The 16,642-nt window shown below is 39.0% G+C and carries 14 protein-coding genes and 1 other RNA gene; 2 read left to right on the top strand and 13 right to left on the bottom strand.

The features are described 5' to 3' along the window. Window position 1 precedes the first annotated feature (1 nt). The 6 genes from sufU to LMF32_RS08490 all read right to left on the bottom strand — a co-directional run bounded on the left by sufU (window position 2) and on the right by LMF32_RS08490 (window position 5,766). Window positions 2-430 carry a Fe-S cluster assembly sulfur transfer protein SufU gene (gene sufU, locus LMF32_RS08515; RefSeq protein ID WP_230524489.1) on the bottom strand — a complete coding sequence of 143 codons (429 nt, stop codon included), beginning with the start codon at window positions 428-430 and terminating at the stop codon, window positions 2-4. Further along, on the bottom strand, window positions 417-1,655 hold the full coding sequence (locus tag LMF32_RS08510; RefSeq protein ID WP_230524488.1) for a cysteine desulfurase: 1,239 nt from the start codon (window positions 1,653-1,655) through the stop codon (window positions 417-419). The genes sufU and LMF32_RS08510 overlap by 14 nt, the downstream gene beginning before the upstream one ends. Continuing rightward, window positions 1,652-2,929, bottom strand: coding sequence for a Fe-S cluster assembly protein SufD (gene sufD, locus LMF32_RS08505; protein WP_230524487.1), 1,278 nt, complete (start codon window positions 2,927-2,929; stop codon window positions 1,652-1,654). Before sufD ends, LMF32_RS08510 begins: the two co-directional genes overlap by 4 nt. Window positions 2,930-2,941: 12 nt before the next feature. Then, window positions 2,942-3,715, bottom strand: coding sequence for a Fe-S cluster assembly ATPase SufC (gene sufC, locus LMF32_RS08500; protein ID WP_230524486.1), 774 nt, complete (start codon window positions 3,713-3,715; stop codon window positions 2,942-2,944). Between the two features lie 222 nt (window positions 3,716-3,937). Further along, on the bottom strand, window positions 3,938-4,498 hold the full coding sequence (locus LMF32_RS08495; protein WP_230524485.1) for a glycoside hydrolase family 2 TIM barrel-domain containing protein: 561 nt from the start codon (window positions 4,496-4,498) through the stop codon (window positions 3,938-3,940). Further along, a complete protein-coding gene (locus LMF32_RS08490; protein ID WP_230524484.1) occupies window positions 4,459-5,766 on the bottom strand; it encodes an MFS transporter in 1,308 nt (435 codons plus the stop codon). Before LMF32_RS08490 ends, LMF32_RS08495 begins: the two co-directional genes overlap by 40 nt. A gap of 392 nt (window positions 5,767-6,158) precedes the next feature. Between LMF32_RS08490 and ssrA the strand changes: the two genes are divergently transcribed. Together ssrA and LMF32_RS08480 are read left to right on the top strand one after the other, a co-directional pair. Beyond that, window positions 6,159-6,525, top strand: a transfer-messenger RNA (tmRNA) gene (gene ssrA, locus LMF32_RS08485). 181 nt (window positions 6,526-6,706) lie between these two features. Continuing rightward, complete coding sequence (locus LMF32_RS08480; protein ID WP_230525097.1) at window positions 6,707-7,456, top strand: NAD-dependent protein deacylase; 750 nt, start codon at window positions 6,707-6,709, stop codon at window positions 7,454-7,456. A 42-nt stretch (window positions 7,457-7,498) separates the two neighbouring features. Here the strand turns inward: LMF32_RS08480 and LMF32_RS08475 are convergent, their stop codons facing one another. From LMF32_RS08475 to rnr, 7 genes are all read right to left on the bottom strand, one after another. Then, entirely contained in the window at window positions 7,499-8,278 is a 780-nt protein-coding gene (locus tag LMF32_RS08475) for a Cof-type HAD-IIB family hydrolase (RefSeq protein WP_092480607.1), read from the bottom strand. A gap of 36 nt (window positions 8,279-8,314) precedes the next feature. Then, the gene (locus LMF32_RS08470; protein WP_230524483.1) at window positions 8,315-8,992 is read right to left on the bottom strand and encodes a histidine phosphatase family protein; all 678 of its coding nucleotides are present in this window, start codon (window positions 8,990-8,992) and stop codon (window positions 8,315-8,317) included. A 152-nt stretch (window positions 8,993-9,144) separates the two neighbouring features. Next, window positions 9,145-11,124: a fructose-1,6-bisphosphatase gene (locus tag LMF32_RS08465; protein WP_278046282.1), complete on the bottom strand. Its 1,980-nt coding sequence runs from the start codon at window positions 11,122-11,124 to the stop codon at window positions 9,145-9,147. A 380-nt stretch (window positions 11,125-11,504) separates the two neighbouring features. Beyond that, window positions 11,505-12,767 (bottom strand): extracellular solute-binding protein, encoded by a 1,263-nt coding sequence (locus LMF32_RS08460; RefSeq protein WP_230524482.1) that lies wholly within the window; start codon window positions 12,765-12,767, stop codon window positions 11,505-11,507. Between the two features lie 96 nt (window positions 12,768-12,863). Continuing rightward, window positions 12,864-13,655, bottom strand: a complete 792-nt coding sequence (locus tag LMF32_RS08455) for an SIR2 family protein (RefSeq protein ID WP_230524481.1) — start codon at window positions 13,653-13,655, stop codon at window positions 12,864-12,866. A gap of 127 nt (window positions 13,656-13,782) precedes the next feature. Next, on the bottom strand, window positions 13,783-14,241 hold the full coding sequence (gene smpB, locus LMF32_RS08450; RefSeq protein ID WP_092480602.1) for an SsrA-binding protein SmpB: 459 nt from the start codon (window positions 14,239-14,241) through the stop codon (window positions 13,783-13,785). Between the two features lie 19 nt (window positions 14,242-14,260). Continuing rightward, complete coding sequence (gene rnr, locus LMF32_RS08445) at window positions 14,261-16,639, bottom strand: ribonuclease R (protein WP_230524480.1); 2,379 nt, start codon at window positions 16,637-16,639, stop codon at window positions 14,261-14,263. Between the last annotated feature and the right edge of the window lie 3 nt (window positions 16,640-16,642).

The following is a 16,642-nucleotide window of genomic DNA, read 5'->3' as shown; positions in this document are numbered from 1 at the left end:
TTCATTCCGCTAATGCTTTTTCTAGCGCTTTCCACGATAACGTCGCGCATTTGATACGAGCTGGGAATTTGGCAACTCCCGACAGCAATATCGCATCTCCTAATTCTTCCACATCCTGCACTTCTTCTCCTTGGACTAAAAGCGAAAACTGTTTCTCCAATTGCAACGCTTCTTCAAGTGTTTTCCCTACCATAAGATCCGTCATCATACTGGCACTAGCTTTACTAATTGTGCAGCCATGACCGCTGAAACGAATGTCTGTGATGCGATTACCTTCGATCAAGAAGTGAAGTTGAATCACGTCTCCGCAAGTAGGATTGTTCAATTCAATCGTGCGAGTCGATTCGTCAAGCTTCCCATAATGATGAGGGTGTTGCGAATGGTCTAAAATCACTTGGCGGTACAATTGATCCAATTTAGATAGTCCCATAACTAAAAAACTCCTTTGTCGCGATTAGTGCTTCAACAAATTTGTCAGCATCTGCGGTTGTATTGTAAACATAAAAACTGGCACGAGCTGAAGAACCGCATCCCAGTCTAGTCATCAATGGCTGAGTACAGTGATTGCCTGCTCGAATGGCTACACCTTCCATATCCATCGCTGTTGCAACATCATGCGGATGGATGCCTTCTAAATTAAAAGTGATGATTCCGGTTCGTTGTTCCAGTTTTTCCGGTCCATAAATGGTCAATCCAGGTATAGCCGTTAATTTAGGCCATAAGTACTGCATCAATTCTTGTTCATGTTGTTGGATGTTATCTACTCCAACAGTCTCCATATAATCAATTGCTGCACCAAGCCCGATCGCTCCTGCAATATTGGGGGTTCCGGCTTCGAACTTCCATGGCAGCTCTTTCCAAGTACTCTCTTGTTCCGTAACGACTTCGATCATTTCCCCGCCAAATTCAACGGGTTCCATTTGCTCCAGTAAATGTCGTTTTCCATATAGAACACCAATCCCTGTTGGTCCAAGCATTTTGTGACCACTGAAGGCGTAGAAATCAACATCCAGTTCTTGCACATCGACTTTTTGATGCGGAACAGCTTGAGCTCCGTCCACTACCAATACGGCTCCAGCTTCATGTACTAAGTGAGCGATTTCTTGTATCGGATTTACTACCCCTAATACATTGGATACATGGGCAAGAGAGACGATTTTTGTTTTGCTGGTCAATTGGCTGCGCAAACTGTTCATATCCAACAATCCTTCAGGAGTTATGTCAATGTACTTCAATACCGCTTGCTGTCTTTTTGCCAATTGCTGCCAAGGGACGATATTGGAATGATGTTCCATGATAGAAATCACTATTTCATCTCCTGGTTGAACAACTGCTTCTCCGTAACTCTTAGCCACCCAGTTCAAACTAGTGGTCGTTCCTCGAGTAAACAAGACTTCAGCTGATTCTTTTGCATGAATGAAGTGCTGCACTTTTTGGCGAGTTACTTCATATTGTGCCGTAGCTCTTTCAGCTAAGGTATGAACTCCTCGATGAACGTTGGCATTGTTTTGGCGGTAATACTGTTCTACGGCGGCTAAGACGGTCGTTGGTTTTTGAGACGTTGCGGCATTGTCCAAATATACTAACGGCTCTTCATTGACGAGTTGGTTTAAGATCATAAAATCAGCTTTTATCTTGTTCGCAGAAAAACTCATTCACTCAACTTCCTTTCAATCGTCTCCACCAATTCTGTGCGCATCGCTTTTAAAGGAATCGCCGTGATCACAGCACCTAAAAAACCTCTGATGACCAATCGCTCTGCTTCTTGTTTAGGAATACCGCGACTCATCAAGTAATACAATTCTTCAAGGTCAACTCTTCCGACACTAGCTGCATGTCCTGCAGTGACATCATTCTCATCAATCAGCAAAATTGGGTTGGCATCTCCTCTAGCATGTTCAGACAACATCAAGATTCGACTTTCTTGTTGGGCGTCCGCTCCTTTGGCTCCTTTTAAGATGTGTCCGATACCGTTAAATGTCAGCGTAGATTTGTCTAAAATCACTCCATGCTGCAAAATATGACCAGTGGTATGCCGACCGAAATTAGTCACTCGAGTGTCGATTCCTTGAATCTGATTGCCCATACTGATGGCAACGACTTTTACTTCACTGCTGGAACCTTCACCTACTAAATCCGTATCAAAATCTGCGATCACATTCCCTGTGTTCATAACCCCTACTGCCCAATCGATAGAGGCATCTTTGTCCGTATGTCCTCGCCGATTAAGATAAGATGTTGTGTGCTCTCCTAACTGATCCACTGCAGAAACTTTTACTGTCGCACCTGGTTTAGCAACAACTTCCACTATGATATTGGCTGAACCCTTTTCAGTTCCGACCGTTTCATATTTCTCCACATAGGTAAAAGAGCTGTAGCTGTCAGCATACACCAACACATGTTTGATCCAGCTATTTTTGTGCAGGCTATTTTGAACAAAAGTGGCTTCTAGAGGTTCCTCTATGACTACATGTTTCGGAACATATAAAAACACTCCGCTTGTCATAAAAGCAGCATGAAAAGCTGTCAGTTTGTCTTCGTTCGGTTTGACCGCTCTATTCATGTAACACTCTTCTACTAAATCCGGATATTCTCTTAAAGCTGTAAAGATGTCCGTAAAAATTACCCCTTGATCTCTGTATTTTTGGGGTAGAAATTCGACCATTGTTTGATGACCTACTTGGACGATTTGAGGAGTTTGTGCGTACTCTTGGTCTTCCGGCAAGATGAATCCTTCAAACGTTGTCAAATCTGGAATCTCGAGCAATGGCCATCGTTTATAGTTGACTCGTTCAAATACAGGCCAATCTAAATCATCAACTTGTTTTAAAGCCGTTTTTCTCACCTTCAGCATCCATTCAGGCTCGCCCATTTCTGCAGAAAATTGCTGTACCATTCCAAAACATTCTTTATACATCACTTCTTGCATTGACTTGCCTCCTTAATCTTCATCTAACACGACTTCTAAACCTAATTCATCTCTGATTCCTTTGTATCCTTCGACTTCTAATCGTTTCGCCAATTCTGCCCCGCCTGTTTTGACGATGATTCCATTCATCATCACATGGACCACATCAGGAGTGATGTAATTCAACAACCGTTGATAATGAGTGATGATTAATGAACCGAAATTCTCTCCTCTCATTGCATTGACCCCTTTAGAAACAACTTTCAGTGCATCGATATCCAATCCTGAATCGATTTCATCTAAAATCGCAAATGTAGGTTCAATCATCATCAATTGCAAGATCTCATTTCGTTTTTTCTCCCCACCGGAAAAGCCTTCGTTCAAATAACGTTCCGCCATTTCTTCCGGCATATCTAAAACAGCCATTTTCTCATCTAATTTCCGAATAAACTCCATCACAGGAATTTTATTGCCTTCTGGACGTCTAGCGTTGATGGCGGCCCGCATAAACTCAGCATTTGTGATCCCTGCTATCTCGCTTGGGTACTGAACAGCTAAAAAAAGTCCAGCTCGAGCTCTTTCGTCGACTTCCATCTCTAATACATCTTGCCCATCCAATAAAATTTCGCCTTTAGTAACGGTGTAGCTGGGATGTCCCATGATCGCTGCTGAGAGCGTCGACTTTCCAGTTCCATTCGGACCCATGATGGCATGGATTTCCCCTGTATTAATGATTAAATCGACGCCTTTTAAGATTTCTTTATCTTCTATGGATACATGCAGATTTTTTACTTCCAATCTCGCCATAAAGCTTCCTACTCTCTAAAGTTTTATAATTATTTCACAAATAGTCATTGAAGAGTTTCTTTGATTTATACCTCTCTATTTTATGACAACAGTGGCTTTTTAGCAACTGTTATTCGATTCAAAGCCCAGCCATTTTCTTTAATTTTTTCATTATTTGTTCAACTACAAACAACAGGACAACAAAAAAACACTGAAGCAACATTTGCTTCAGTGTTTTAAAACTTATTCGCTTTTATAGCCAAAATCAGGCATAGCTGTCCAACGTTCTCTTAATACATGTGCGATCATTTTTGGTTCTCTCGCACGAGTAAAGATCCCTTTTTTGTTTCCTTGCACGCGATTGATGCCGACTTTTGTTTCAAAATCCGCAAAGTTCCACAATTGTTCTCCAATAACTTGTTTGTAATCGTCAAACACCTTGTGGTACATGTTGTAGTAACGTACCTGATATTCTTCTGTAAATGGAATATCATCGATTGCATGATATCCAGGAACAGTATCTGCACCGTATTCTGTAAACATCACTGGTTTACCAGGGTACATTTCTTCCCATAAGTCTAATTCTTCACGCAGACCTTTTTCCCCAGCTTTCAAATCTCCTGTATGGAAATACCAACCGTAATAACGATTCAAACAAATAACATCTAATAAATCAGCTACTAAATCTTTGTCTGGTATAGACATTTGAATATTCACGATGGTTACAGGTCGGTTTTGCGGATCCAATTCTTTCGTCAAGTTAATCAACGGCTCAAAATATTCTCGTGCACCTTCTTCATGCAATGCCGGTTCATTTGCGATTGACCAAAAGACGAGATCATTTTATCTACAAAAGAAAAAATAGTTCCCATAACCCTTGGCGCGTAACGACCTGTTTTATACGTTTCATAGTCTGTAATATCTGGAATCATTGGAATAACGATTCCGCCAGCTACCGTTCTTACTCCATTACCTAATATAAACAATACTAAGAAAGCAATCGTCATGAAGCTCATATTACTAAAGCTGATTGTCGATGGATCTCCTAACCAAAGCAATACAAATAAAGCTGAGTAGACAATAATACACGCCCATGTAGAAACGACTAGTGCTTGTTTAGAACCTAGCTTACGTGCATACCTGGTTCCAACTTGGATAATTAGGAGAGATGGAATCATTGTGTAAGCTGACATTTGTCCATATAATCCGTAATCTCCAATAACGACTCCAAATAACAATACCATTACAATTGAGTTATTCGCGACTGTCAATGCCAATTTATCTGTAGCCACAGCAACAATCAACATTTGTAAGGGACGATTACCTTTTAAAATCGCAAACATATCTTTTAAACCAATTTTTTCTTGTTTTCCTCCAGTACCAAAGTTTTCTGTCTTATCATGTTTCCAGATTCCGATAGTGGCTAAAAGTGTTAGTAAACCTGCAGCTAAAACAACGGTTAGAACAAATTCACTAAAGAAGTCAATATTGAAACCACCGTGTTTTGGTTTTAAGTAATTAGAAATATAAATTGCCGCCCCTGCAAAAAATAAAGATGTATAAGACAAGTCAAAGGTAGAAAACAAAGGTCTTTGGTTAGGATCATTTGTCAATACGGTTTGTCCAGATTTTGTACAAGCAGTTTGAAATGTATAACCAACAATATAAATAGCATAAAGCAATACAAAATAAATCAATCGAACGTTTTGAGGAACTAAATGATTTGTAAAAAATATCAGTAGAACTGTAATGGTCATAACGACATAACCAGCAATTATAAATGGTCTAAACTTCCAAAGTTTACCATCCGTTTTGTCGATCCATAAGCCTACAATAGGGTCCGTAATACCGTCCCAAAGACGACTACCAGGAATAAGAGTTGATACAAGAACCGTTCCTAAACCGACGATTCCAGTTGCATAATAAGAAACGAAAGTCATCAAAAACATAAAAATATTCGTAGCCGTATTGTTTAAAGCAAAAGCTCCAATCTGCCAAGTTTTTGCTGTTCGATAACTACTAGGCCTTTTTGTAGCAAGATTATCTGGATGTACATCAATTACTTTTTCCATTTTCACACACTCCTCTATTTTATTGCCACCACTCAAGTTAACGTTTACATTTATTACTGTTGGAAAATTAGCTCCTTTCTTAATCACTGAAATACTTTAGGTTTCAAGATAGTTTTTTGACACTACGTCTCACTATAAGAAACTGCTTTCACTTATATGAAACTCATTATATAGTATCTACCATAAATAAAATTGACTCAGAAGACTCAAGAATCGAAAAAAATTGACTATTCATCTTTGAAATAGAATAAATTTAGTTTTTTTGTCTGTTCTTTCGTTTTCCCGAGCGAACAAGCTTTCTTTTTATAAGGAAATGTGCTATACTGTATCCAGAGTTAGATAGATGACTATTATAGTACTTTAAGTACTAAGTCTGTACTCCCTTTTATTTCGGGGGCGTTACGGATTCGACAGGCATAGGTCGAGCTTGGATTGCGTTTCGTAGGTTACGGCTACGTTAAAACGTTACCAGTTAAATATAACTGCTAAAAACAATAACAACACTTACGCTTTAGCTGCGTAAAACCAGCTAGCGTAGATCCTCTCGGTATCGCCCATGTACTCGAGCAAGGGTCCTATAATCAGTGGGATACGCTAAACCTTTCCGTCTGGAAGTTTTAGAAGAGATCATCAGACTAGCAACGTATGATGCCGGTTGTGTGGCTAATACTAAGCGAAACCTTAATAGCATAACTATAAACGTAGAAGTCTAAGTGTCGTTATGTTTGGACAGGGGTTCGACTCCCCTCGTCTCCATAATTACAAACAAACAGCTTGTAAAACTGGTCAAACAGTCTTACAAGCTGTTTTTTATTCTCTTTAGTAATAGTTTAATTTACAAAAACACGCAGTCTAGATTCCATCTACACAAAACAAATATTTTTTATGTCACTCAATTATCTGCTACTCTTAAAATAATAGAAATGTACTTAGGAGGAGGATATGCGTTGAAAAATCAAATCGAACAACTTCAGCACTATATCATCAATCCAAAAAAATAGCTTTTTTCGGTGGTGCAGGTGTTTCAACAGAAAGCGGCCTTCCAGATTACCGGTCACAAGAAGGTACGTATACAAAGATGGAAGAAAAACAACTGAATCCAAAAATCCGCATGAGCAAACGTTTCATGCTGGAAAATCCAGAGGAGTTCTTTAAACCTAGAGATAATCAGACTAAGCCTTTTATTCCTGAACCCAATGCCGGTCATCGTTTTTTAGCTGAGTTGGAAAAACAAGGAAAAGATGTCCGTATCATCACTCAAAATGTGGACGGCTTACACCAAAAAGCCGGCAGTAAATTAGTGGTGGAACTGCATGGGAATAATCGGCACTTTTACTGTATGGAATGCGGACGGGAATACCCGTACAACGAAATTCCCAGAGATGACACTAATGTTCCACGTTGTCCTATTGATAATGGCATCATTCGGGCAGATGTGATTTTATTTGGTGAGAATTTAAAGCCGGGTATTTTAGATCGAGCCAAAGAATTGATTGCTGACTCAGACTTATTAATTATTGCGGGGACTTCCTTGTCTGTGTATCCGGCAAAAACGTTGATTCGTCATTTCACAGGAAGTGAAGTCGTCGTCATCAATCAATCTCCTTTAAAAATAAAAGATGTACAAGTTGATTTGACGATCACTGAACCGGTCGGAGAAACATTCAGCAAATTAACTGTCCATGCATAAAAAAGCGAGGCTGGGAAATAACTCCCAGCCTCACTTTTATTTTTAAATCAATTGAAACTTTTTGAGTCCTTCGATGATACCGCCGTCTACATTACTGGCAGAGGTTACATAATCAGCTACTTCTTTCACTTCTCCTACACCATTTTGCATAGCGATGCCATAGTCAGCATACTGGATCATTTCTTTATCATTCGGACCATCTCCAAAAGCATAGGTAGGAACATTTTCCAATCCAAGCAATTTTTCCAGCTCTTTGATTCCTGTTGCTTTCGAATTGTTTTTAATGATGGTATCTACACTATAAGGAGTGTTTCGGTAAAAAGACAATTCTGGGAATCGTTCGCGGAAGTGGTTGTCATAACCAGCATCATCGTTAATGATCAATGCCATCAAAACCTCTTCGTTCAAATGAAAATCCTCATCCACTTTCGGAGGCATTGTATGAATATTTTTGTATGCTGTAACCATTGTCTCGGAATCTTTAGTCGTACGAATCTTATTGTGCGTATACATAGATAATGGAAAGTCGTGTTCGTCCGCAGCTTCCTTTAATTCTTTCATTAAAGGTTGAGGGATCACACTACGGTAAACTTCTTTTCCTTCATAAACGATATACTGTCCATTTAGTGTGATGAAAGAGTCGATTGGACTATTTTCTAAAACATGTTGGATCTCCAACGGGCTTCTTCCTGTAGCCACAAAAGGAATAATTCCATTTTGTTTCATACTTTCCAGTGCTTCACTGATTTCTTTGTCCAATTCTGATGTAGCATTCAACAACGTTCCATCCAAATCAAAAAATACTAAGCCTTTTGGTTTCACTCTATTTCCTCCATTGTCTCATTTAACAGATGATTTTTACTCGATGTCTTTGAAATGTCTTACTTCATTGTATTTCTCCAAATGATACGCCCCATCACGGTAAGTAGCTACTGAAACGCTCGCATTCAATAAGGGTTGTGGATTTTCCAGTTCAGCAACTAGATTATTCAATAAGTAGCGGATGGTATTGCCATGAGCCACTACAAGAATTTTTTCGCCAGTATCGCGGTGTTTGCTGATCAATTTCATCAGACCTTCTTCAATTCTTGTCCAAAACGTCAAAAAGTCCTCTGCATCATTATGAGGGTCTGCTTTTTTCGTTGCATTCATTCGTTCAGGAATACTGGATTGAGCGTACATCTCTGCAACAGACGGATAATTTAGTTCCTTATTGATTGCAGCCCAAGCTTTATCTACGTCTTCTCCTTCAAATGAACCAAAAAATACTTCTCTGAATTCCGGCATCATTTCAATAGTCAGCTCATCAGCGTACTTATTTTCTTCTAAAATAATACTGGCTGTTTGAACCGTTCTGCTCAAATCGCTCGTATAAACAGCGTCGAACTTCACATCCGCTAAACCTCTGGCACTGCGGTAAACATCTTCCGTGCCTTCTTCGGTCAATGGAGTATTACTCCACCCCTGGATCTTACGGTAATGATTAAAATACGTTTGACCATGTCGAACGAAATAAAATGTACATCCTTTATTCATTCTTTCTCCTCCACTTCTTTTCTAGCACTATACTCTATTTACTTATTGTAACAGAAACTCTTAGTAAGTTAATGAAAAAGAGGTTTTATCTTTGTAAAGAAACACTGACTCTAAAAGTTTATCCGATGGACAACTTTTTGGAGCCAGTGTTTTTAAATGAAAGAAGTCCTTCCATTTTCCGGGATATCACCATTTCGATAAGCTTCTAGCAATTCTTTCAAATCACATACTTGGCTTTGCAGTTTCAGACCAATGTCTGTTTCTTTTACTTTTTTGCGCTCCAATTCTTTATCTACCACTCGTCTTGTCGACACAATATCGATTTCATTTTCGATGGCTTCTTGTGGAGAAGTAAAAGGCTGGTGCGAAACCAATACCATTCCAAATGAATTGTACAGCAAGGTATAACCTGCTAAACCAGTCGTTCCTTGATAAGCTTTTGAAAAGCCTCCATCGATTACCAGCATTCTGCCGTCTGCTTTAATCGGGTCTTCTCCTCTTTTCTCTTTGACCGGAGTGTGCCCGTTGATTATGTGCCCTTTTGCAGGGTCTAATCCAAACTCAGCCAATATTTTTTCACACGTTTCAACTTCATTCCGCATTCGATAATAAGCATTTTTCTTTTCTTCATGGCACACTTTATCTTCAACGTAATAGCGTTCAAAAGTCGTCATTTGATCTTTTCCGAACAATGAAGAAACAGGTCCTGTCCACAAGTACCATACAAGATCTAAATACTTATTGTTGTTTGATCGATTTTGATATAAGAATCCCTTTCTTACAGCATCTTCAAACTTATCCAAAAGCGATTTTCCATAAACATACTTGCCTCTGATTTCCATTCCCATAAAGCTGCCGTCTTCGTTTAATGGAATACATCCGTGAAACAATAAATTATCATTATACGTCAAATACATACTGCCTTTATTGATCAAATAAGAAATATGTTTTTGCAGTTTTCCACTGTTCTTAAATCCTTCTTTCAATTTTGCGACAATTGTTTTTTCTTCCTCTGTCAACGTGTATGGGTCATTGGGATCAATTGTCGGGAATTGATTGCTGAGTAAAGGATATTCTTTTCCTTTGATCGTAATCGTGCCTTTTTCATAGTCGATCTGATTCAACAGCAAGCGATGCGACATTTGAAATTCTGGATGTCGTTCAATAATAGCCGCTTCCAGCTTGAACTGAATAATCGCAATAGCTTGATGAATCTTTGTATTTTGAATGATCTCTTCTTTTAGAATACTGTCTTCCGGGTGGATCTTGGGCGCAAAACAACTGTCAGGATCTCCCGTATACGTTGCTTCAGCAAAATTAGACAAATAACGCAATGAGATACCATAACTCTCTTCTAAAATATCCAGATTGTTGTATCGAGCAGAGATACGGATCACATTAGCCATACACACTTCTGAACCAGAAGCAGCCCCCATCCATAAGATATCATGGTTTCCCCATTGGATATCAACAGAATGATGACGAATCAATGTATCAATAATTTTATCAGGATAAGGGCCCCGGTCATAAATATCTCCTACTACATGCAAATGATCAACGACAAGCTGCTGAATCAAGTAGGCCAAAGCCGCAACGTATTCTTTTCCTCTATCTAGTGAAATAATACTGTCAATAATCTCACTATAGTATTCATCTTTATTTGTAAAAGTGCCGTCTTTGAACAATAATTCTTCTGTAATATAAGAAAATTCTTCCGGCATCGCTTTTCGTATTTTCGATTGAGTATACTTAGAACCGACAAAACGGCACAATTCGATCAAACGAGAAATGGTGATACGATACCACTCATGTACTTCTTCTTGGGTTTCAAAAGACTCTATAATATCCTCAGTTTTTTCTTCCGGATAGTAGACAACCGTAGCTAGTGCATTCATCTCTTTTTGCGTTAGTCGATCCGTAAACATTTCTCCAATTTTTTCTTTGATATTGCCTGAACCATTTCTCAAGACATGTTGAAAGGCATCGTATTCTCCATGGATGTCACTGACAAAATGTTCTGTAGCTTTTGGCAAGTTCATGATAGCTTCTAAGTTGATGATTTCTGAAGTGGTGGCACCAATCGTTGGATATTCTTTAGCTAGCATCGTTAAATATTTATTTTTCATTTCCATCTCAACATCTCCTCCCTTAAAACCTATACCAATTAGTATAGCATGGTCCATTCTATTTCATGAAGGTAAAAATAAAAAAACTACCTGCGTAGTTTTTCAGCATCAATTCAAACGAACCCTGCAACTACAACTAAATGGGTGATTTCAAAATGTCATGATAAGCATTATGTCCAAATCATGCTCTGTGTTCACTTATCGAACAACCTTCTTTCACCTCTACCAATTCTGCTTTTAAAAACGACTTAAAGAATGTTGATTTCAAACATTTTGTTTTTTTTATTTTTACTACCCTACCATTTTTCTGAAAATAGTACAACATTGTGTTCTTTAAACCAAAAATCACTCTTAAAAGCTGTAGACTTTTAAGAGTGATTTATCGGTTATTCGTATTTTTGTTCAATCAACTGTTGAATGACCTTAACCGCATCATCAGCCGATTGTTTCGCTGATTTGTTTCCTGATACTGTGTCAAAAATCATGTTTTTAGCATTATCCCATACCTCAGCTGTTTGAGGAATATTTGGCATGGGGTTGGCATTTTCATACTGCTCAACAACTGCTGCTTCCACTTCCGTACCTTCTTCCAATAAGACTTTTCTTGTTTCTATGTTAGCTGGTATTTGTTGGACCGTTTCGTAAAATTCCAGTTGGTTCTCATGAGTCGTGATGTATTCCAACCACGCTTGAGAAAGGTCGATATCTTCAGCATAATTGCTGATCACCCAACCTCTGCCTCCAGCAAATGGTTGATAATTTTCACCGTTAGGCAATGTAGGAATCGTCGTTACTCCAAAATCTACTCCGCCTTCTTCATAGTTTGCTGCTCCCCATGGACCATTGATCACAGCAGCTGTCTTCCCATCAATAAAAGATTGGTCTACGAAATCGCCTACTGTTCCTTCATCCAACATTCCTTGTGGCCATTTAGCATACCATTCTGTCAAATAGTTCAAAGCCTCGACAGACCCTTCATTATTCAACCCGATATCAGATGGATCGGTCCCGTCATCTCCAAATATATATCCTCCATAGCCGGCAAACAGACCATAAGAATAATAGAAATCAAGCCAGTTGGCTAAAAACCCGGTATTCATTCCACTTTCAACTTCAAAATCGTATTGGTCGTCTTCCATCAAAGCTTCTAAATCCTCAAAAGATGTTGGTTCAGTATCGAGTAAATCCTTATTGTAGTAAAGTACCAGAGTTTCTAATAAGTAAGGCATACCATAAATCTGATCATCTACTGTTACCTGCTGAATATCTGTCTCATTGAATCTTCCGTCATCAGGTATGGTGACTGTTGCTAGATGTCCTTGTTGCGCCAGTTGTCCAATACGGTCGTATGGGATCATCATTACATCTGGTCCGATATCTGCTGGACCATCCAACGGCAACGCCTCAGCTTGCTCTAATTGCTCTCTGAAGACGAACTCAACAGTCACTCCATGCTCTTCTTCAAAATCCCCTTTGATCGCTTCAAAATAATCTGAATAGTTTTCTTCAATTGATACAGTTAAAACTCCCTCGCCTGAATTTGTTCCATTACCGCCGGATGTATCCGATTCATTATTCCCGCATCCTGCTAATACTGCTGCCCCTATAAACAAGATTCCTGTCAAAACTCTTTTGAAACTGCTCTGCATGCTGAACCATCCCCTTCTATATTCTTTCTTTCAGCATACATAAAATTGATACCGTTTTCAAAAGAAGCGGACTGACAGTTTTTAGGACCCACCTGTTCAGCCCGAAGACTTCATTTCTCTTTCTTTTTTGACCAATAACTGAGCTAAGTCTTCAGAATATAACGGTTCGATATGTCCATATTGTTCAATGACGACTCTGTCTATTTCATCTACTTCTCCATTGATGAAATAGATTTTATCACGGTTATCGCTGTTCTTGATAATGATTCTTTGGAGATCGATATCATACGTGAGGGAATACCCAATGAAAATGATTACCTCTGCTTCTTCAACATCTTTTTTGAGTACCGTCGCCCATTGATTCTCTTCTAGAGATTCCAATGCGTAACTGACTTTTGTCAATTTTACTTCTTTATTCAGCGTGTCTTCTACCATATCTTCAATAAATCCGTTCAAATGAATCACGATTTCTCGCCTATCTCTTGTTTGATCCAACTTATTGCTCAACGTTACTGGAATTCTATAAATACCATTTTCAATAGAAGCTTGTTCTGCTGCATCATCATAATTAGTGGTATAAATCCTTTTCCAGTTGTATTTCATAATGGTTTTATGCGTCCCGGTTACTTCTTTGATGGAATATTCATCTCTTAATAATTCCAATAAACGAGCTCGACCTTCTTTTTTCTGAAAATACTCTGAAATAACATTTAAACTCTTTTCAGGATCATAGGGCATTCCCATCTCTGCAAATAATTTCTGAGACAGTTCTTTTGCATCTTTGACTTGCTCATGATTGCTGTTGATAGCTCCTTTAGAAAATCCGGCACCTAAAAACAAAAGTGCTTCCCCTTTTAAAACATATTCTAATGCTTGATCTAAGTTCATGTCATTCCTCCATAACTCATCCAAATCACTATCCGTTAGCTGATTTATTCCATTATTTTAGAAGTTGAATGCCAAAAATCCAACAGTTAAAAGATTTCTCTTTACCTGTTGGACTTTTCAAATCAAACTAACGAGCTTTCATCGCTCTATCGATTTCTCTTTTTTGGTCTTTCCGTTTCAAATCTTCCCGCTTATCGTATTTCTTCTTCCCTTTACCCAGACCGATCAATACTTTTGCGTAACCGTCTTTGATGTAAACTTTTAAAGGGATAAGGGTATAGCCGCTGGATTTTGTTTCTCCAACTAAACGAGCGATTTGTTTTTTATGCATCAATAATTTACGTGTTCTTACAGGATCATGATTGAAGACATTTCCTTGTTCGTATGGGCTGATGTGAACATTCTGAAGGAAAATCTCTCCATTTCGAATAGTAGCGTATCCATCCTTCAAGTTTATCCGACCTGCTCGGATCGATTTGATTTCTGTTCCTTTAAGGACGATTCCAGCTTCAATCGTATCGATAATAGAATAATCATGACTCGCTTTTCTATTTTGGGCAAGAACTTTACCGCTGCCTTTTGGCATAAGTCTTAGCCTCCTTCACTCATTTTTTTCTTTTTTTCTTCCCGGTCTTTTTAGCAACATCTTTATAGAAAGGTTTAGCTTTTTTAGGTTTGCTTCCGGTATGTTTTTTCCCTTTTTCAGCAGATCCTTTTCCATCTTTTTTAGCTGGACCTCTTGAAGAACGTTTATCATTCCGTCCTTTCCGCTTGCCTTTTTTAAGGGCATTTTCGTCTGCTTTGACTTCCAGATTTGGATCTGGGATCAATTCAAAGTCAATTTCACGTAGCTCTGGATCAGCTTTTGTGACTTTTATTTTTACTTTTTGTCCAATTTTATATACAACACCAGTACGTTCTCCGATCAGCATCAATTGTTCAGGAATGAAGTTAAAGTAATCATTTTTCATATTAGAAATGTGTACTAATCCTTCAACTGTATTCGGCAATTCTACGAATAAACCAAATTTCACCACTGAACCGATTACACCTTCATAAACTTCTCCTACTTTATCTGCCATGAATTCGGCTTTTTTCATAGAATCTGTTTCACGTTCTGCATCTACTGCTCGGCGTTCCATCTTCGAACTTTGCTCTGCAATATCTGTCAGCAAACCTTCCCATTTTTGCTTTTCTTCTTGGCCAGTGCCATTTTGTTCATAAGCTCGAATCAAACGGTGCAAGATCAAATCTGGGTAACGGCGAATAGGAGAAGTAAAGTGAGAATAGTATTGAGCACCTAAACCATAATGTCCTAAAGGTTCTACATCATACTTCGCTTGTTTCATACTCCGCAGCATCATAGTAGAGATAACTGCTTCTTCAGGTTTGTCTTTCACTTGATTGATAACTTTTTGTAGTGCAACTGGAGTTACGTTTGAACTAGATCCTCTCATCGTAATTCCAAAAGCTGTTACGAATTCCATAAATCGTTGCATACGATCGCTATCCGGCTGCTCATGGACACGATAGATTAATGGAACTTCCATTTTTGAATAGTGTTCCGAAACAGTTTCATTGGCTGCCAACATAAAGGATTCAATCAAACGTTCCCCAACGCCTCTTTCACGTACGATCACGTCTGTTGGATGGCCAGATTCATCCACAACGATCTTAGCTTCCGTTGTATCAAAATCAATGGCACCTCTATGAACACGGCGGTTCTCAAGTATATGATGCAGCTCTTCCATCATTTCGAACATATCAAGTATATCCGCATGCTTCTCGCGTACTTCCGGATCTTTATCCGTCAGCATTGCATTGACATCAGAATACGTCATTCGGCGGTAAGAACGAATCACACTTTGGAAAATGCGGTGGTCAACTATCTCACCTTGCGGATTCAATTCCATTTCACAACTCATCGTTAATCGGTCTACATTTGGATGCAATGAACAAATACCGTTTGATAAGCGTTGCGGCAGCATTGGAATCACTCGATCTGTCAAGTAGACACTTGTTGCTCGTTCAAATGCATCACCATCTAATGGACTGTCTTCTGTCACGTAGTAAGATACATCAGCAATGTGGACTCCTAAGTGGTAATTGCCATTCTCTAAACGACGAACCGTTACGGCATCATCCAAGTCCTTAGCATCTGCACTATCGATCGTTACGACGATTTCATCTCGTAAGTCTACTCTGCCCTCTATATCTTTGTCGGTTATTCTGTCCGGCACCTCATCAGCTTGCTTCAAAGCAGCTTCTGAGAACTCAGTAGGGATCCCATTATCGTAAACGATCGATAAGATGTCTACACCTGGATCATTTTTATGTCCAATGACTTTTTTAACGATTCCTTGCATGCTTCTTGGATACTCGCGGTCTGGATAATGAGTAATCTCAACAATCGCAACTGAACCATCGACTGGTTTGACCCCTTCAGCTTTAATAAAGACTCTGTAATCAGTTAATTTTTTATCCCTAGGATCAATGTACCCATATAAACCAGTTTCTTCGATACCTTCATCATCGTAAGCCCAGAACTCTCCCACTAACTGCGTCAAATTCCGTTCTAATATAGCGGTGATCTTCCCCTCAGGTCCTTTATCGTTCCAAGGTTCTGCTGGATGAGTCACATCTACCGTTACTCTATCCCCATCCAATGCAAATTGAGTTTTGTTTGGCGGAATATAAAGGTCTTGTTCTTCATCTTCAATCGACACAAACCCAAACCCGCGATCACTGGCTCTAAAGATACCAAATAATACTGGATCTTCTTTTGGCAGCTTCAACTTGCCGCTGCGGGTCAGAAAAACTAATCCTTCTCGCTCCATTTCAGCTACTGTTGTAACCAATTCTTTGAAGTCTTTGGCGCTGGTTTTATTCAAGCCTTCACTTAAATCTTTGATTTCAAAGGAAATTGCCTTATTTTCATTCATATAGACTAAAATAGCTTGTTTGAGTACTTCTTTGCTTGTCATAGT

This window comes from Desemzia sp. C1, from assembly GCF_020882875.1.
In the GTDB taxonomy this organism is placed as follows: Bacteria; Bacillota; Bacilli; order Lactobacillales; family Carnobacteriaceae; genus Desemzia; species Desemzia incerta.
Note: the sequence above shows the minus strand (reverse complement) of the source record. Positions and strands in the feature narration are given on the sequence as shown.